General features: G+C 41.2%; 21 protein-coding genes. 16 read left to right on the plus strand and 5 right to left on the minus strand.

The features are described 5' to 3' along the window. Nucleotides 1–212: 212 nt before the first annotated feature. The gene (gene pssA / locus CVD28_RS22730; RefSeq protein WP_101596987.1) at nt 213–752 is read right to left on the minus strand and encodes a CDP-diacylglycerol--serine O-phosphatidyltransferase; all 540 of its coding nucleotides are present in this window, start codon (nt 750–752) and stop codon (nt 213–215) included. Nucleotides 753–988: 236 nt separating this feature from the next. Between pssA and CVD28_RS22735 the strand changes: the two genes are divergently transcribed. Continuing rightward, entirely contained in the window at nt 989–1783 is a 795-nt protein-coding gene (locus CVD28_RS22735) for a phosphatidylserine decarboxylase (RefSeq protein ID WP_101596988.1), read from the plus strand. A gap of 94 nt (nt 1784–1877) precedes the next feature. On the opposite strand, the gene CVD28_RS22740 is transcribed toward CVD28_RS22735, so the two are convergent. Beyond that, complete coding sequence (locus CVD28_RS22740; protein WP_101596989.1) at nt 1878–2018, minus strand: sporulation histidine kinase inhibitor Sda; 141 nt, start codon at nt 2016–2018, stop codon at nt 1878–1880. Nucleotides 2019–2396: 378 nt separating this feature from the next. Here CVD28_RS22740 and CVD28_RS22745 point away from each other — a divergent pair, with 378 nt between their 5' ends. Genes CVD28_RS22745 through CVD28_RS22780 form a run of 8 tightly spaced genes read left to right on the plus strand, consistent with a single transcriptional unit; the run spans nt 2397 to nt 7414 of the window. Then, on the plus strand, nt 2397–2918 hold the full coding sequence (locus CVD28_RS22745; protein WP_101596990.1) for a YqeG family HAD IIIA-type phosphatase: 522 nt from the start codon (nt 2397–2399) through the stop codon (nt 2916–2918). Next, nucleotides 2915–4024, plus strand: coding sequence for a ribosome biogenesis GTPase YqeH (gene yqeH / locus CVD28_RS22750; protein WP_101596991.1), 1110 nt, complete (start codon nt 2915–2917; stop codon nt 4022–4024). The genes CVD28_RS22745 and yqeH overlap by 4 nt, the downstream gene beginning before the upstream one ends. A 14-nt stretch (nt 4025–4038) precedes the next feature. Then, the gene (gene aroE / locus CVD28_RS22755) at nt 4039–4875 is read left to right on the plus strand and encodes a shikimate dehydrogenase (RefSeq protein WP_101596992.1); all 837 of its coding nucleotides are present in this window, start codon (nt 4039–4041) and stop codon (nt 4873–4875) included. Further along, nucleotides 4875–5165 (plus strand): ribosome assembly RNA-binding protein YhbY, encoded by a 291-nt coding sequence (gene yhbY, locus CVD28_RS22760; RefSeq protein ID WP_101596993.1) that lies wholly within the window; start codon nt 4875–4877, stop codon nt 5163–5165. Before aroE ends, yhbY begins: the two co-directional genes overlap by 1 nt. Before the next feature lie 12 nt (nt 5166–5177). After that, nucleotides 5178–5750, plus strand: coding sequence for a nicotinate-nucleotide adenylyltransferase (locus tag CVD28_RS22765; protein WP_101596994.1), 573 nt, complete (start codon nt 5178–5180; stop codon nt 5748–5750). Next, nucleotides 5737–6312 (plus strand): bis(5'-nucleosyl)-tetraphosphatase (symmetrical) YqeK, encoded by a 576-nt coding sequence (gene yqeK, locus CVD28_RS22770; RefSeq protein ID WP_101596995.1) that lies wholly within the window; start codon nt 5737–5739, stop codon nt 6310–6312. Before CVD28_RS22765 ends, yqeK begins: the two co-directional genes overlap by 14 nt. Beyond that, nucleotides 6309–6662: a ribosome silencing factor gene (gene rsfS, locus CVD28_RS22775; RefSeq protein WP_101596996.1), complete on the plus strand. Its 354-nt coding sequence runs from the start codon at nt 6309–6311 to the stop codon at nt 6660–6662. The genes yqeK and rsfS overlap by 4 nt, the downstream gene beginning before the upstream one ends. Further along, nucleotides 6662–7414: a class I SAM-dependent DNA methyltransferase gene (locus tag CVD28_RS22780; protein ID WP_101596997.1), complete on the plus strand. Its 753-nt coding sequence runs from the start codon at nt 6662–6664 to the stop codon at nt 7412–7414. The genes rsfS and CVD28_RS22780 overlap by 1 nt, the downstream gene beginning before the upstream one ends. Nucleotides 7415–7587: 173 nt before the next feature. Here the strand turns inward: CVD28_RS22780 and comER are convergent, their stop codons facing one another. Next, the gene (gene comER, locus CVD28_RS22785) at nt 7588–8469 is read right to left on the minus strand and encodes a late competence protein ComER (protein WP_257985959.1); all 882 of its coding nucleotides are present in this window, start codon (nt 8467–8469) and stop codon (nt 7588–7590) included. 84 nt (nt 8470–8553) lie between these two features. Here comER and CVD28_RS22790 point away from each other — a divergent pair, with 84 nt between their 5' ends. The 3 genes from CVD28_RS22790 to CVD28_RS22800 all read left to right on the plus strand — a co-directional run bounded on the left by CVD28_RS22790 (nt 8554) and on the right by CVD28_RS22800 (nt 12173). After that, nucleotides 8554–9201, plus strand: a complete 648-nt coding sequence (locus CVD28_RS22790; protein ID WP_101596998.1) for a helix-hairpin-helix domain-containing protein — start codon at nt 8554–8556, stop codon at nt 9199–9201. A gap of 82 nt (nt 9202–9283) precedes the next feature. Further along, nucleotides 9284–9856, plus strand: coding sequence for a ComE operon protein 2 (locus tag CVD28_RS22795; RefSeq protein WP_101596999.1), 573 nt, complete (start codon nt 9284–9286; stop codon nt 9854–9856). Nucleotides 9857–9866: 10 nt separating this feature from the next. Beyond that, a complete protein-coding gene (locus tag CVD28_RS22800) occupies nt 9867–12173 on the plus strand; it encodes a DNA internalization-related competence protein ComEC/Rec2 (protein ID WP_101597000.1) in 2307 nt (768 codons plus the stop codon). A 205-nt stretch (nt 12174–12378) separates the two neighbouring features. Here the strand turns inward: CVD28_RS22800 and CVD28_RS22805 are convergent, their stop codons facing one another. Further along, nucleotides 12379–12513, minus strand: coding sequence for a YqzM family protein (locus CVD28_RS22805; protein WP_101597001.1), 135 nt, complete (start codon nt 12511–12513; stop codon nt 12379–12381). Nucleotides 12514–13028: 515 nt separating this feature from the next. On the opposite strand from CVD28_RS22805, the gene holA reads away from it, so the two are divergent. Next, nucleotides 13029–14051, plus strand: a complete 1023-nt coding sequence (gene holA, locus CVD28_RS22810) for a DNA polymerase III subunit delta (RefSeq protein WP_101597002.1) — start codon at nt 13029–13031, stop codon at nt 14049–14051. Between the two features lie 189 nt (nt 14052–14240). On the opposite strand, the gene rpsT is transcribed toward holA, so the two are convergent. Further along, nucleotides 14241–14507 carry a 30S ribosomal protein S20 gene (gene rpsT / locus CVD28_RS22815; RefSeq protein WP_101597003.1) on the minus strand — a complete coding sequence of 89 codons (267 nt, stop codon included), beginning with the start codon at nt 14505–14507 and terminating at the stop codon, nt 14241–14243. A 399-nt stretch (nt 14508–14906) separates the two neighbouring features. Here rpsT and gpr point away from each other — a divergent pair, with 399 nt between their 5' ends. From gpr to CVD28_RS22830, 3 genes are all read left to right on the plus strand, one after another. Beyond that, entirely contained in the window at nt 14907–16025 is a 1119-nt protein-coding gene (gene gpr, locus CVD28_RS22820) for a GPR endopeptidase (RefSeq protein WP_101597004.1), read from the plus strand. Between the two features lie 74 nt (nt 16026–16099). Continuing rightward, nucleotides 16100–17305, plus strand: coding sequence for a stage II sporulation protein P (gene spoIIP / locus CVD28_RS22825; protein ID WP_101597005.1), 1206 nt, complete (start codon nt 16100–16102; stop codon nt 17303–17305). Between the two features lie 19 nt (nt 17306–17324). Then, nucleotides 17325–17654, plus strand: coding sequence for a YqxA family protein (locus CVD28_RS22830; RefSeq protein WP_101597006.1), 330 nt, complete (start codon nt 17325–17327; stop codon nt 17652–17654). Nucleotides 17655–17711 lie beyond the last annotated feature (57 nt).

Here is a 17711-nt window from a genome sequence, read left to right on the forward strand (position 1 = left end):
TCTGACTGTTTGTTTTTTTATGGAAAGGTAAGAAAGTATAGCTTTTTTTAACAAGTACAGATGTCTAGCTTCAGCGCCCAGCCCCTCGAGGTCATAAGCCAATCACTTCGGAAGGCAAAAAGCGCCTTCTGTCAGCGCTTGTCTTATGCTTGTCGGGGCTGACCAGGGCGCTTACGCTTTTCTAATGCGGACTCTTTTAAGGGCTATCAGCCTTAAACTTTCTTTAATTTAAAAGGGCTGATCATCAAAAGTGATAGCACAATCATCATGAAAATAAAAAGTACCGGCGCCATATATGGGATTGCGAGGAAGCTTAATGTAGCCAGGCAGCCGGCTGCAGTGATAGGGAGTCCCGTGAAATATCCATTGCTTTCCGTTATATTGAATTTTGCAAGACGAAACGCCCCGCAGCCAATATAGAAAACGGTAAAAAAAGTCCCAGGTGCGCCAAATTCAAACAGAATGCCCTGATAAATCAGTAAAGCTGGCGCAACACCGAATGAAATAATATCACTCATTGAATCAAGCTGTTTACCGAGCTCTGATTCACAATTGAATCTTCTGGCGACCATACCATCAAAACGGTCGGCAAGAGCAGCAAGAAATATAAGCAGCAGGCTTAAATTCAATTGGCCGTTTATTCCTGCGATTATAGCAAATCCGCCGAGGGATAAATTAAAAAGGGTTATTACATTCGCTGTCTGAGCTTTAAGCTTCTTAATGGTTTGATCCAGTACATCAGATAAAAACAATTCTCTTTTCACCCCTTTTAGGACTGGATATGAATTTTCTTAACATTTATTATATAATAATATTTTATCCTCTTCGTTTTATGCAAGGGGGGAAATGGATTATTTTCGTGCAGGTTTAAATGGTATAGCCCTTCCGCTAAAATAATATTCAATGATGGACCTTCCGCAGTTCAGTGCGGGAAAGCTTGCCTATAATCGTAATTAAAACCGCTGCACTATAATAAGGAGGAAATTCATTGCTTCAGCCATTTTACCGAATTTTGATTGAACTTACGAATGGAAGACTTATGTCGGGGACTCTGAAAAGATTTGCCCAGTCAAAGTGGAGCCGTCCGTTAATAGCTCCGTTCAGCAAGTTCTACAATATAAAAGTTGAAGAAATTGAAGGAAACCTGACACAATTCGGAACACTTCACGATTTGTTTACCAGAAGGCTAAAAGAAGGCATGCGAATCGTCAGTGAAGATGCACTGTCTGTAGTAAGTCCTGTAGATGGGGTTTTAGAGGATAGTGGTGAAATACTGGAAGAAAAGCATATTATAGTGAAAGGAAAAGTGTATTCAATCGAAGAAATGCTCGGTGATCATGACATTTTACGGAAATATATTGGCGGCACATATATGGTTCTATATTTAAGCCCAAGCCATTATCACCGGATACATGCTCCTGTTTCAGGAAAAGTTACGAAGCGCTGGCTGCTTGGCCGCAAATCCTATCCTGTAAACAAGCTTGGAATGAAGTATGGCCGTGCCCCGTTATCAAAAAACTACCGGGTGCTGACAGAAATAAATCATGGCAATGGCCATATCGCTGTTGTAAAAGTTGGAGCCATGTTTGTCAATTCAATCATTTTGACAGACGAATCGGATGAAACAATTAAAGGAAAGGAAATGGCCTATTTCAGCTTTGGTTCTACAGTAGTGCTGCTATATGAAAAAAATACATTTGCAGCTGCTAACGAACGCCGGCTTCCTTCAGAAGTAAAGGTAGGAGAGGTTTTAGGGTACATAATCGATGACCGGGTAAACTAGGGAAATAATTGCTGCGAGGGAATGGAAATGAGGAGGACCAAAAACGCCATATTTTCTCCAAGCAAAAAGCCCTGGATTTCCAGGGCTATAACAGTTAAGAGGATACTTTAATTATATGTGTCAAGGAACGTCTATGGATTTCTGTTTCAATTAGGCGGATGAATTCTTTGCTCAATTTCAAGTTTCGTGCTTTGAAATAGGATTCAATTAATAGTTCGTCTGAGAGTTTATTCATAGGAGCAGCCCTTAAGGCAATTCACCTCCGTTTTATTTACTTGCAGGAATAAAAATAAAATTATCTGCATAAAATGGTATGTTCGTGATGTACTCTTACTTTATCAGAAATAAACTTAGAGAACAACCGTTCTGTTATCCACAAGTATTGGTGGATAAGTTGTGGTTAAATTGTTTATAACTTATTACTTTATACTTCTATCAATGCGTATAGTGTGCATAAGTTTATCCACAGTAGAATGGTTAATCAATTATTGTCGAAAATTATTTAAATTAACACTGTTTTTATGCTGATTTTTCATCTTTCTTTTGAAAGGAGAAGAAAAATTCGTTATGATTGAAACGGTAAATTCATGAAAAATATAGAGGTGCAGCCACTGTGTTAAAAAAATTTTTGCCAAGTCAACATGTGAAAAGCATTTTTGATATAACGCCGGAAAGCTTAAAAAAGCAGGGAATAAAGGGCATAATCACCGATTTGGATAATACCCTTGTTGAATGGGATAGGCCAAGTGCAACACCTCAGCTGATTAAATGGTTTGATGAAATGCGTGAACATGGCATTTTAGTGACGATCGTATCAAATAATATTGAGAGAAGAGTAAAATCCTTTGCAGATCCTTTACAGATTCCGTTTATTTTTCAGGCGAGAAAGCCGATGGGAAAGGCATTCCGAAAAGCGCTCAGGGATATGGGATTGAAGAAAAGTGAGGTAGTGGTTATCGGGGATCAGCTATTGACCGATGTACTCGGGGGAAACCTGAATGGGTTTCATACGATTCTTGTGGTGCCCGTTGCCCAAACGGATGGCTTCATAACAAAGTTCAACCGTAAAATTGAACGTAAAATTCTCAACTGGTTCAGACGTAAAGGAAAGTTAGATTGGGAGGACAAAAATTGAACGAACAACAAGACATTATATGTATTGGATGTGGCGTTTCGGTTCAGACTGAACGTCCAAACGACCTCGGGTATGCTCCGAAATCTTCTTTGGAAAAAGAGCAAATCATTTGCCAGCGCTGCTTCAGGCTGAAGCATTATAACGAAGTCCAGGATGTATCTTTAACAGACGATGATTTTTTGAAAATTTTAAATGAAGTCGGCAGGCAGGATGCGCTAATTGTTAAGATTGTCGACATTTTCGACTTTAATGGCAGCTGGCTGCCTGGACTCCACCGTTTTGTGGGCGGAAATGAAGTATTATTAATAGGAAATAAAGTGGATCTTTTGCCGAAATCGGTCAAACATAATAAGCTTGTAAACTGGATGAAGGATTCTGCAAGGGAGCTGGGCTTAAAACCGATAGATGTTTTATTGGTGAGCGCTTCAAAAGGAACATATGTCCAGGAAGCGGCACAATTAATCGATGAATACCGCCGCGGCAAAGATGTGTATGTAGTAGGCTGCACAAATGTTGGTAAGTCCACCTTTATCAACAGGCTGATAAAAGAAGTAAGCGGAGAGGGAGATATTATTACTACCTCACATTTTCCAGGTACGACACTTGATATGATCGAAATTCCTCTTGACGATGATAAAGCCTTAATAGACACTCCTGGAATCATTAACCATCATCAAATGGCCCATTTTGTGGACAAGCGGGATCTGAAAGTTATTACACCAAAGAAAGAAATAAAGCCGAAGATTTATCAGCTCAATGAAGGGCAAACACTATTCTTTGGCGGGCTTGCCCGGTTCGATTATATTTCGGGCGGCCGCAAGTCATTTACTTGCTATATTTCAAATGAGCTTGAAATTCACCGTACAAAGCTGGAAAACGCTGAAGAATTATACAAAAATCATGCTGGAGGCATGCTGGCTCCACCAAGGCCTGAGCAGCTTGGGGAATTTCCCGAATTGCAGCCGCATGAATTTTCGATAAAAGACGGAAAAATGGATGTTGTCTTTTCTGGGCTGGGCTGGGTAACCATTAACGAGCCTGGAGTAAAAGTGGTGGCTCATGTGCCAAAAGGTGTTAATGTACTATTGAGAAAATCATTAATTTAATCCGGGTGGGGTATATGAAAAAGATATACGGAGTCATGGGTGATCCAATCAAGCATTCGATGAGTCCTGACATTCATAATGACGCTTTTGCAAGAAACGGTATTGACGCCTGCTACCACCACTTCCATGTAAAAGCCGAACAGCTTGACGAAGCTGTGAAGGGCATGAAAGCCATCGGGGTAGCAGGGTTTAATGTTACGGTGCCGCATAAAACGGCCATATTGCCATTATTGGATGAAGTCGATGAGATGGCGCACGCAATGGGTGCTGTTAATACCGTTAAAAACGTTAATGGGCGATATATAGGGTATAATACAGATGGGGCAGGATTTGTAACAGCATTAAAGGAGAGGTTTAGAGGGGAATTAGCTTCCCTTAAAACCTTAATGGTTGGTGCTGGCGGGGCAGCCCGGGGCATTTACTACGCTCTCTCCCGGGAAGGGGCGGCCAATATTGATATTTGTAACCGAACCCTTGAAAATGCTAAACGCTTAATAGAAGATTGCCCTTACCGTAATGAATCCAAAGCTCTTTCTATTCAAGAGGCGGAACAAAGGGTGCGGAGTTATGATTTGATTATCCAGACCACATCAATCGGCATGAGCCCGGATGTGAATTCAGTCCCATTGAACCTGGATCTGATAAGTGAACATGCATTTGTGAGTGATATCATATATAATCCGCTGGAAACAAAGCTGATGAAAACAGCAAGAGAGAAGGGTGCTGCAGTTCAAAACGGTGTAGATATGTTTGTATGCCAGGCTGCACTTGCCTTCGAGATTTGGACTGGAGTTTTTCCTGACACCGGCAAAATGAGAGAAATTGTATTGGACAAACTAGGAGGAAGCTAATGTTAACAGGTAAGCAAAAAAGATTTTTACGATCCAAGGCGCATCATCTCAACCCGATTTTCCAGGTTGGAAAAGGCGGGGTCAATGAGAACATGATCAAGCAGGTAGCTGATGCATTGGAAGCAAGGGAACTGATGAAAATCAGTGTGCTGCAAAATTGCGAGGACGACCGTGACACAGTTGCCGGGGAGCTCTCAAAGGGAGCAAGGGCGGAAGTTGTCCAAGTTATCGGGAACACAATTGTTTTATATAAGGAGTCACGCGAAAATAAACAAATCCAGCTTCCATAAGGGGTACTAGCCATGAAAAAAGCTGCGATACTTGGGGGTACCTTCAGTCCTCCACATTTAGGTCATCTATTGATTGCAAATGAAGTTCTTTATGCGTTAGACCTTGATGAAGTGAGATTTATGCCAAATCATATTCCGCCTCACAAAGTTCAGCCATTGGGTGTATCCGACAAAGATAGGGTCAGGATGCTGGAACTGTCGATTGAAGGAAACAGCTGCTTTTCAATTGAAGGGGTGGAACTGGAGCGGGAGGGGCCGTCCTATACTTATGATACGGTAAGGATCCTTCAAGAAATGGAACCTGATACAGAGTTTTATTTTATTATCGGGGCAGACATGATTGAATATCTTCCCAAGTGGCACCGGATTGATGAGCTGATGAATCTCATCCAATTTGTTGGGGTGAAACGGCCTCAATATAAAGAAGAGACAGATTACCCAATTATAATGGTGGAAAGCCCGCAGCTTTTGTTATCCTCTTCGCTGATTCGGCAGAGGATTGAGGATGGCATTACGATAAAATATTTAGTCGATGATAAAGTAAGACGGTATATTGAGGAGAATAAGTTGTATGGATCGAGATGAGGCATTAAGACTCACCAAAGCACAAATGACTGAGCATCGGTACCAGCACACCCTTGGTGTTATGGAAACCGCTGTAAGCCTTGCCGGCAAATATGGTGCAGATCAGAAAAAAGCTGAATTGGCAGCTATCTTTCATGACTATGCTAAGTTCCGCCCAAAGGATGAGATGAAGGAAATCATCCGGAGGGAAGGTATGAAACCTGATCTGCTAGACCATAATCCTGAATTATGGCACGCGCCGGTGGGGGCGTTTCTTGTCCGCAAAGAAGCGGGAATCAGCGATCAGGAAATTCTCGATGCCATCGCTTACCACACTTCAGGCAGGGTTGATATGCCACTTCTGGATAAAATTATTTTCCTTGCCGACTATATTGAACCGGGAAGGAATTTCCCCGGTGTGGACGGGGTTAGGGAAACTGCAAAGAATAGTCTGGAAGCTGCCGTTATTATGGCGCTCCGCAATACAATTCTATTCCTGATGAAGAAAAATCAGCCCGTATATCCGGAAACTTTTTACGCATACAATGATCTTATAATGAAAACTAAGGAGCAGATGCAATGAATGAACGCGAACTACTAGTCACAGCCGCAAAAGCTGCAGATGATAAAAGAGCAGAAGATATGATTGTCCTGAACATGAAAGGAATTTCGCTGGTGGCTGATTATTTCCTGATTTGCCATGGCAATTCTGATAAGCAGGTACAAGCGATTGCAAGGGAAATGAAGGACAAAGCAGAGGAAAATGGTTACGATGTAAATCGAATGGAAGGCTTTGATGAAGCCAAATGGGTCCTCGTGGATATGGGTGATGTGGTTGCTCATGTATTTCATCGCGATGAAAGAGGCTATTACAATCTTGAACGCTTATGGGGCGATGCTCCAATTGAAAATGTGGAAAGCGAAATTCAGTAATGGCATACGATAGATTCGCCTATGTCTACGACGAATTGATGAAGGAAGCCCCTTATGATAAGTGGCTTTCTTTATTGCTTTCAAGAATGGCTGCTTACCAAGTCCGGGGTAATGAGATTCTTGACCTTGCCTGCGGTACTGGGGAATTCACTATAGAACTTGCCCGGCATGGTTTTTCCGTAAAAGGAGTCGATCTGTCAGCAGATATGCTTTCAGTGGCCCAGGAAAAGGCGATACGGCACGGTTTTAGCATTCCCTTCTTTCAGCAGAATATGGCTGAACTTCAAGGGTTAGGTGAAAGTGATTGTGTAACCATCTTTTGCGACTCCTTGAATTACCTGCAGGATGAAAGCGATATAATAGAAACATTTTTCAAGGTGCATCAGCAGCTTAAAGAAAATGGTCTGTTTATGTTTGATGTGCATTCCATACACAAAATGGAAAACATTTTTAAAGATAATACATTTACATTAAATGAAGAAGAAGTAGCTTATATTTGGAATTCCTATGGCGGAGAAAAGCCATTTAGTGTGGAACATGAGCTTACCTTCTTTGTTCATGATGAAGTCACGGGACTATATGAGCGTTTTGATGAAGTGCATTATCAGCGTACCTATCATGTGGAAGTATATGAAAAATGGCTTAAAGAGTCTGGCTTTGAAGTACTGGAAGTTTTGTCTGATCTTGAAGAAGAACCAGTTCATAGCAATACTGAAAGGGTTTTATTTGTTGCCCGGAAAATAACTCTGTAACGTTGGGAAGTCCTGTTCATTACCGTGTAATGCCCAGAATAACCTGGGGAAGGCGGAACGGAATCCTCCATCTCTAAGGGGACTTCTGAATATTATGATTGTCATAAGAAAATCCGCTTGGCTTCAAGCGGATTTTTTGAAAAATAAGCAGGAAAATGAAAAGATACACCGAATTATTTAAATGCACCAAATTGTTTTTCTACCTTCACGATTTCCTCCAGAAATTTCTCATGCGTTGCCTGAAATAGCTTCTCGAACATTTCTTCTGTTTCCGCTGATTCCATCACTTTTATTCCCTCACCTGTAATACCGCCCTTAACACAAACTTTTTCCTGTAAAGCCGGAAGTGTATAAACACCTTTTTTTAGCAAATCGCCTAGCCCTATCAGCATAGATTCGGTAAGCAGTGTAGCTGTTTTCCTATCAATTGGCGTAGCTTTGCATGCGGCATCAATAAAAGACTGTGCGAGAAAACTGAAAAATGCTGGTCCGCAGCTGACTATATCTGAGGCTGCTCTCGTAATATTATTTTCTATAGAAACAGGTGTAGATATCTTGCCTGCAAGCTGATGCAGCTTTTCCTGCCAGTTTTGTGAACAGCCATCCCCGAAGGTAAGCAGGGTAACGCCTGATAGTGCTCGATTTGTAATGCTTGGAATAAATCTTGCACAAGAACAAGGCATCTGCGACTCCAGCTGCTTTACAGATATCGGGCTGGTGATTGACACAATACAATTGCCCGAATGGATAAAAGGCTTTATATCTATAAGTACATTTAAGAAATCCCCAGGTTTTACACAAATAAATAATAAATCCGCATGCTGGGCTGCTTCCGCGGCCGTGGCCGTCACGGTAATCTCGGGATATGTCTCTTGAAGCCTGACTGCCTTTGAGAGGGTCCGGTTCGTAACAGTCAGGCAATCAGGTGATACTGCTTCAGCTGCAATAAGTGCCTCTATTAGGATCGTTCCCATATTTCCTGTTCCAATCACACCGATTTTCAATTTTTCCACCCCTTCCAAGGCTGTACTCTTTAGCACAAGCCAAAATTCCAACCATTAATATATCTCCCCTAGTTAAAAACCTATGATGTGCAGTTCGTTATTATGACTTTTCAATTACAAGGAGTGTGTACTTTTATGAGCTTTGCCGTGAAAAATAAAAAAGTTTTGATAGGAATCTTGGCAGTCTTGCTCCTGTTTGCTGGTTTTTATTTTTATCAAGGGAAGGAAGAGCCGAAAGGAGAGCTGCCAGAAGAGGATTTCCCATTGACGGCCCAGCCGGCTGAGGAAGAGGGAAAAACAGGAGCAAATAATAAAGAGGAAATCCCTGCAGTCATTAAAGTAGATGTAAAAGGAGCGGTCCATTCCCCGGGTGTTTATACGGCAGCTGCTGGAGATAGGGTAATCGACCTGATAGCTGATGCAGGCAATTTTACAGCAAAGGCGGATAAGGACAAGGTAAATCTTGCCCAGTCTGTTGTAGACCAAATGGTGATTTATGTACCTGAGACAGGGGAGCAAATACCCCAGGTTACTGCTATTCCTGAGGGATCAGCTGAAACGGTAAAAGGTGCCGGTCCGGCCTCAGGAAAGGAAAAGGTCAATCTGAATACTGCTGAACTGGCGGATCTGGAAACCCTGCCCGGAATCGGCCCTGCAAAGGCAGCGGTAATCATAGAATACCGGAACCAAACCGGATTTAAAACGATTGAGGACCTTAAAAATATTTCTGGCATTGGAGATAAGACCTTTGAGAAATTGAAGGATTTCATAATCGTTCAGTAGCCTGCCATAAGTAATTCTACACAAATATAGTAATTGCTTGTAAAATACAGTCATACCAATTCGAACTTAAAAGGAGCAGATTATGGAAAGAATAAGCTGGAATCAATATTTTATGGCCCAAAGCCATATCCTTGCACTTAGAAGCACTTGTACAAGGCTTGCGGTTGGCGCCACGATTGTAAGGGATAAACGTATAATAGCCGGTGGATATAATGGCTCTATTGCCGGTGATGAGCACTGTATTGATAACGGCTGTTATGTGGTTGAAAATCACTGTATCCGTACAATTCACGCTGAGATGAATGCGATTTTGCAGTGTGCCAAGTTTGGAGTTCCTACCGAAGGAGCAGAAATCTATGTAACCCATTTTCCTTGCCTTCAATGCTGTAAATCTTTGATACAGGCCGGTATCAAAAAAGTATTTTATGCATGCGATTATAAAAACCACCCGTACGCTGTGGATTTATTTAAAAAGGCAGGGGTTCAAACTGAGAAGGTCGAATCCGAGCCCATCATGGTTGAGGCAAACGGTAAGGAAAAGCTGCAGTTTGTCAGAGACCTGATCGGAGAATTAAAAAATAACGACGGAGAACCAGAAAAAATTCAGGCGCTGCAAGAGAAGGCTGAAATGCTTTTTGGCTTGAAGCTGTCCTAGGTCTAAAAGAATGAATATTCAATTGCTGCTTATAGCCGTTTCGGCATTACTAGGCGTCACGGCTTTTTACTTATTTAACTGGAGAATCTTTGCCTGCATTATATTATACTATTGCTATTTGCATTACCGCTGCAGACAGCCACACCGGCTTATTCAATTATTTGTGATTCTGCTTTTCTTCGTTGTTGCTGCCATTTCAAACACCGCACATAAAACCTCTCTTACCGGGAATGAACAATATTTCAAGATTCAATTCTCTGATATCCCGGATTTCAACGGCAACTTGCTAAGCGCTCAAGTAAAGATTTCTAATGGAGAAAACCTTCAGCTTCGGTATAAGATTTCGGCAGAGTCTGAATTATTAAGATTAAAGTCCATTATTAAACCGGGAGTGTCATGCCGGATTCAAGCTTCGCTGACACATCCTGAACCTAACCGAAATGAAAATGGCTTTAATTATATGGAATTTTTAGCCTCTCAAAACATCTCCTGGATCCTGCTTCCAAGCAAAATAGATACCGGAAGCTGTGCTGAAATAGGTAAAAGTCTATTGTTATCCATTAAGCTTTATCGAATGGCAGGGATACAATATATAGATAATCACTTTCCTGATGCTTCAAAAGGGTTTGTTTCTGCACTTATTTTTGGGGACCGCAGGGGCATAAACGAGGAGGATATAGCTGCTTATCAAAGGCTTGGCCTTGTCCATTTGCTTGCCATATCTGGACTTCATATAGCAGCCCTAACCGGCTTTGTTTACTATTTGGGAATAAGATTCGGAATAACAAAAGAAAATATGAAGCTTGCTCTGTTGATTGTCCTGCCGGTATATGGGGTTTTGGCTGGGGGGAGCTCTTCTGTGCTAAGGTCAGTATATATGGCAATGGGCTATTTCGCCTTGTCATTTTTTAGAATAAAGCTGTCCGCATTAGGCTCCATTTGTGCCATATTTCTTCTCCTGCTTTTAATCAATCCTCTGCACCTGTTCAACGTAGGCTTTCAGCTTTCATTCGCCGTAGTCTTCTCGCTCGCTATGTCAAAGGATCTTCTTAAACGCTGTAAAAATAGGCTGATAGAAATGTTATTGATTAGTGTTGTATGCCAGCTGGGAGCTGTCCCTATTTTACTGTTTCATTTTTATGAGATATCGGTTCTCGGCATTCTATTGAACATCATTTTTGTACCTCTTTATTCATACCTTCTGCTTCCTCTTTCAATCCTTTCTTTTTTTGCATCTTTTTCTTTTCATAAACTAGCTGCTTTGCTGGTGGTGATTTTGGACAAAGTTTTTACGGTGTGCAATAAATTTGCACTGGCAGCGGAAAATATTCCTTTTGCTTATCTTACATTCGGCAAGCCATCCTTTGCTTTGCTGGTGTGCCTATCAGCCGCACTTATTTACTTCTTTACCGTATGGGATGCTTTTTCATATCGAAAGAGCTGGAGGCCTATGTTAGCTGCTGGAATACTACTTTTAGCGCAATATCATTTTAATGTACTTAATCCATACGGAGAAATTGTATTTATTGATGTTGGACAAGGTGATTCCATACTTATTAAGCTGCCTTTTGGAAAAGGGAATTACTTGATTGATACCGGTGGTCAAATATCCTTTCATCAGGAGAAATGGAAGAAGAGGCGAACTAGCTTTGATACCGGTGAGGATATTGTTGTGCCGCTGCTTAAAAGCAAAGGAATCCGCCAGCTGGATAAGCTGATTTTAACGCATCCGGATGCAGACCATGCCGCAGGTGCTGCAGGAATAATAAAAGGGCTTAAAGTTAAACAGATTATGATTGGCGAAGGAAGTGCAGGAGAGTTTATTGACAAAGGATTGCTGCAAGCCAATTTGGTTAAGAATATTCCTGTGGTTTTTGTGAAAAGAGGTAACAGCTGGAAGTCAGGCGAGTCGGCTTTTTATGTTTTAAATCCTTATAACAAGGCAAGCGATACAAATGAATCTTCCATTGTCTTGCTGGTAAAAGCCGGATCGCTGAATTGGCTTTTTACGGGTGATGCCGGAATTGAAACAGAAGAAGAACTGATAGCGGCTTTTCCTCAACTGAAAACAGATGTGATAAAAGCAGGGCATCATGGCAGTAAAACATCTTCTTCGGAAGAATTCATTGATACAATTAGTCCAAGAGCAGCCGTCATCTCTGCAGGGAAGAAAAACCGTTATGGACACCCGCATAAGGAGGTATTAGATAGACTGCGTTCAGAAGGAACAGTCATTCTGAGGACAGATATGAATGGAGAAATAAAGTACAGGTTTACTGATAGACGATCAGGAACCTTTTCTACAGTGCTGCCATAGTATGTAAGCATCAAGATAATAGCGAAGAAAGGTGAGACCTTAAGCAGCTCTTCAGCTAATCGCTGCCCCCTTTTGAGGCATCACTTTCTTTCCCTGTCTGAAAGATATGCAAAAAAACCGCCCCTGGGGGCAGTCTCTCCGCTGTGAAGCCAGTTTAAGCACTGTCAAGCAAATGCTGGCTTGTAAGACCTATGTATGGCTCTAATTAGGATCCAATGAATTGGATGACAGTAGCAATGATAAACATCGTTGCAAAGAAGCCAAAAGAAACAATAAATCCTACTCCAGAGTCAATTGCGTCATTACCCTTATATTGTACGGATTTTTCAAAATCGTTCACTTCTACCCCTCCTATTTCTTTATTAGTATAAGCGATTACATTAAAAAAATCTATAGTTGACGTCTATCGCAGAGACAGGAATAGTACAGATTTTTGAACATTTACAGGTGTACAGTTATGATTCATACCATGCCCTTTGCAAGGATGCTTCGTCAGCAGCAAATCTCATTAAATAAAGCGATTCCTTAATAATGGACTATGTACAATGGCCTTTTTCGCAGAAGGGATAATATTTACAGTTCCCCTGTCCAATATTGCAACCGCTTTTCTGTTTCCTATACTGACAAGAGTTGTCACAAATACTTTGGATTTGCAAGCGCAAAATATATGTACAAAGAGGCGGTACCCACAACCGCACTCCCCGCTGCGAAGTAAGTAACCCGGGCCTTGCTTTGACAGCGTTCATATAGATCGGGAATTGGCAAAAAAATTGCCAGTTCCCTTTTATAACTTGTCAAATAGTCCAGGCAACTATACCATTAAGTAAAGAAATACATAAGATTGAGGCGAAGAAAGTGGTATTGGATGTCTGGAAAAGTATCCGCAAAAAACAATTTGCGCCAGTATACTTATTATATGGAACGGAAGCTTTTTTAATAAATGAAACTAAACAGCTCCTGCTCGAGCATGTGCTTCAAGAGGAGGAGCTGGATTTTAACCTGTCTGCGATTGACATGGAGGAAACTCCGGTAGATATAGCACTTGAAGAGGTAGAAACTCTCCCGTTTATGGGGGAAAAGCGGTTAGTCTTTCTCCAAAATGCGGCTTTTCTTACTTCTGAAAAGCAGAAACAAAAAGTTGACCACAATGTTAAGAAACTTGAGGAGTATTTGGCTAATCCGGCACCCTATTCTATAGTTGTAATAACTGCGCCATATGAAAAGCTGGATGAACGAAAAAAAATCACGAAGGAATTGAAACGGAAAGCTGTTGTGGTGGAAGCAAAAAAGCTGAATGATCAGGAGTTAAAGGTATGGATCAGGGAACGGGCTGCCGCTTCGCATGTTCAGATAGATGAAGATGCAATTGATTTAATGATTGGAATGGCCGGTACTAATTTAATGCTTCTGACTAATGAGATTGATAAAATTGCCCTTTATGCAGAGGAAAGCAAGCGGATAACAACGGATATCATTGAAAAGCTAGTGGCAAAATCGTTTGAACAAAATGTTTTTACATTGGTTGATAAGGTACTGCAGCGTAATGTTGCAGAGTCGATCCGAATATATCATGAATTGTTAAGGCAAAATGAGGAGCCGATAAAGATTCTGGGATTGATGGCAAGCCAGGTCCGGACATTATATCAAGTAAAGGAATTTATCAGGCTGGGATACGGACAGCAAAAAATTGCAGCAGCTTTAAAAATTCATCCCTACCGTGTGAAATTGGCCAGCGAAAAAGCGGGAAAATTTAACGAACAGGAATTACTAGGCCTGATTCATGATTTTGCCGAAGCAGATTATCGCATGAAAACAGGACAGGCAGACAAAGCGATTACACTTGAATTGCTGCTGTTAAAATTTAATCGTGCCCAATAGTTTTAGACAAGTAAGCCCCTGCTGAATTTCTGGCAGGGGCTTACTTATTTTAATTTCTCAGCGTATTTTGGCTTAATCCGAAGAATTTCCGCTTAATTTCCGATGTTATTACACCAAACTTATACTGACAAACCTGAAATATTTTAATAAAACGAAAAAACGATCCTAAAAGGATCGTTGAGTCATTCATTAAGCGTTTAAAGAGTTAAGCTGTTTCGTTAAACGTGATTTTTTACGGGCTGCCGCATTTTTGTGGATTAATCCTTTAGATGCAGCTTTGTCTAACTTTTTAGCAGCTGTTAAAAGAGCTTCTTTTGCAGCAGCTGGATCGTTGCTAGCTAGTGTAGCTTCAACGTTTTTCACAGCAGTACGCATTGAAGATTTAACAGTTGCGTTGTGAGCGCGGTGCTCGTCGCTTGTTTTAACGCGTTTAATAGCAGATTTAATGTTTGGCATGCCGTTCACCTCCTACCAAGAAATCGAGAATATATAAACTCGATTTTCAATTCCATACCAAATGGCAACATAGGATATTTTATCAGACTGTATCAAAGAAAGCAATACTTGAAATGAGAATCAGTAAACTATCTACATTTATACGCCATTACATGTTATTGTATCAAATTCGTGAATAAGAAAAAAGAAAAATCATCAGAATGATATGGAAGGGTTAGAAATTCTGCCAATTGGCGAGCCTTATAAAGGGCAGGATTACTAGTCTGAGCGGGTGCGTAATGATGATTAAAGAGTTTAAAAAACTGATTTCTAATGCGGGATTAAAGCAGTTAGTTTTATTACATATACGTAAAATTATATTTTTCGATCCTTAAAAAATAGAATGAACCGGAGGCTACTATGAACAAGAAATTGGATTTAAGCAGCTATTCAATTCGGACTGACCTGGCTATCGAGGCTAGTGAAATGGCATTAGCGGAAAAAAGTGTTTCTTCAGGAAAAAATATATCCAACATCGAGGGAGTAATTATAAAAGAAAAAGAGATTGATGATATTAAGGTTTCACTTGTAGAGGTGACTGGCAAAGGTGCCGAGGCGATCGGAAAAAAAGGGGGAAGCTACCTTACGATTGAAGTCCAAGGCATCAGGCAGCAGGATACGGAAACGCAAAGAAAGACAGAAAAAATTTTCGCAAATGAACTGTCCTATTATTTTAAAAAGCTGAAAATATCAAAAACAGCTAGCTGTCTGGTAGTGGGACTTGGAAACTGGAATGTGACCCCCGACGCATTAGGTCCGGGAGTTGTGGAAAATCTGGTGATCACCCGGCATTTATTTGAACTGCAGCCTGAGAGTGTGGAAGAAGGATATCGCCCTGTAAGCGCCATTGCTCCGGGTGTCATGGGAATAACCGGAATTGAAACCAGCGATACAATAATGGGCGTGATAAATAAAACAAAGCCTGACTTTGTTATCGCCATAGACGCGCTTGCTGCGAGATCCATTGAGAGAGTAAATTCAACCATTCAGATTTCGGATACCGGTATCCACCCAGGTTCAGGGGTTGGCAATAAACGAAAAGAACTGAGCGAAGAAACGCTTGGGATACCGGTAATCGCAATCGGAGTACCTACAGTTGTAGATGCAGTATCGATTACCAGTGATACAATCGACTTTATTTTAAAGCATTTCGGAAAAGAGATGAGAGAAGGTAACAGACCTTCCCGCGCTCTTGCGCCAGCCGGTTTCAATTTTGGCAAAAAGAAAAAGCTGACAGAAGAGGATTTGCCGGAGCCGGAACAGCGGCAGACTTTTCTTGGAATTGTCGGTACACTGCCTGATGAAGAGAAACGCCAGCTGATCCATGAGGTACTTTCTCCACTCGGCCATAATTTAATGGTAACGCCAAAGGAAGTCGATGTATTTATCGAAGACATGGCCAATTTGATAGCAAATGGATTGAATGCTGCCTTGCATGAGGCCATCAATCAGGATAATACCGGCTACTATACCAGATAGAAGTAAACTTCACGTTCTACTTTTTCTAGCAAAGTCATAGAAATTAATAGACGAGCTTAGGAAAGGGTGGAAATATGAGGAGAAACCGAAATGCTGGAATCGTTGCTGTAGTCCGTGGCTCTACTATCATAAAAGGATTGCTATCAATTTTTATACTCCTTCTCTTTATTTTTTCAGTAAGTGGCATTATGACATCATTAAAGCCGGAATACCGGATTGCCTCCCAGTCAGTCAATACGGTGGCAAATCAATTTTCAGGCAAGGTTTTATTTTCATTGCTGGCAAATGAAAATCACCATTTTTTTCAGGCACTGCCGGAGGGGAAGAATTCACCTGATATTTCCGGAAAAATGCTGAAGCTTTCAGCAAATATTTCGCTGGATGATCCGCGAAGCCTGCTAGGCAGGGAGCTTCCCGGTTTTTCCATCTTTGATAGTGAAATTCTTGTAGCGGGTGAAGGGACAAACTATACCAATATGCCGTATGAGTCTGCTCCGCCTGTTGATGTATTGAAAGCTGAGCGGGAGGCGGCACTTCAAAACCTTGAACAGTTAGAAGAACCGCAAAAGACTGAACAGCCAGTACCTGCCCCGGCGAATTCGACCAATGGAAGAAAGGTTGTCCATATTTACCATTCACACAACCGAGAATCCTTTTTGCCTTATTTAAAGGGAGTAACTGATCCAAATCGCGCTTCCCACTCTAAGGTGAATATTACACGCCTAGGTGACAGGCTTGCAGCGGATCTTATGGAAAGAGGCATTGGTGCTTCTGTTGACAAAACCGACATTCAGGGCAACTTAAATAAAAAAGGCCTAAAGTACTCTAAGTCATATCAAGAGTCCAGGGGCCTTGTACAGGCAGCTATGGCAGCTAATAAGGATCTTGATTACTTTATTGACATCCACCGTGACTCACATCGAAAGGATAAGACGACAATCAAAATAAATGGCAGGACTTATGCAAAAATAGCCTTTGTCATAGGAGGAAAGAATGCGCAGTACCAAAAGAATTTCGCCCTTGCAAAGAAGCTTCATACTGCTATTGAAAACAAATATCCTGGCCTTTCAAGAGGGATTATAAAACATAACAAAACCGGCTATAACAGCGTCTACAATCAGGATTTATCCGAAAAAGCAATGCTCGTGGAAGTTGGCGGCGTAGATAATACGTTTGAAGAAATGTATGTAACCCTGGATGCCTTTGCTGAAGTGTTCAGTGAATATTATTGGGATGCCAAGGCAGTATCGGCCCCGGCAGCAGGAAAAGAAGCTCAGTAAGGAAGGAGAATACCCGACTATGATTCGTTTCTATTTAAAATGCCTTTTATTAATGGCTATGCTGTTTTTGGCAGTAATTTTCGGAATGCAGCATGCGAATCAGGGTATGAAAAAAATGAAAGGGTATAATGATCCTTCCTTAAACAGTGCCTTCACAGTAGAGGAATCCAGCCAAGGCGAAATGCAAGCTTCTTTTCTCGGACAAAAAGTGACTTCGCATGATCTTGAAGAAAAAAAGAAGAGCCTTGAGGAAATGAAGGCTTATAACTTCTTTTCTGATATAGGTAAAAAACTTTCGAATGCCGTTACCGGCGGAATCCGTAAAATGCTGGATATGATGGATTCCTAATTAATTAAAGCATGTCTTAGCCTTTGCTAATTTTACAGCAAAGGTTTTTATCTTTAG

This window comes from Bacillus sp. M6-12, from assembly GCF_002860285.1.
GTDB lineage: Bacteria > Bacillota > Bacilli > Bacillales > DSM-1321 > Peribacillus.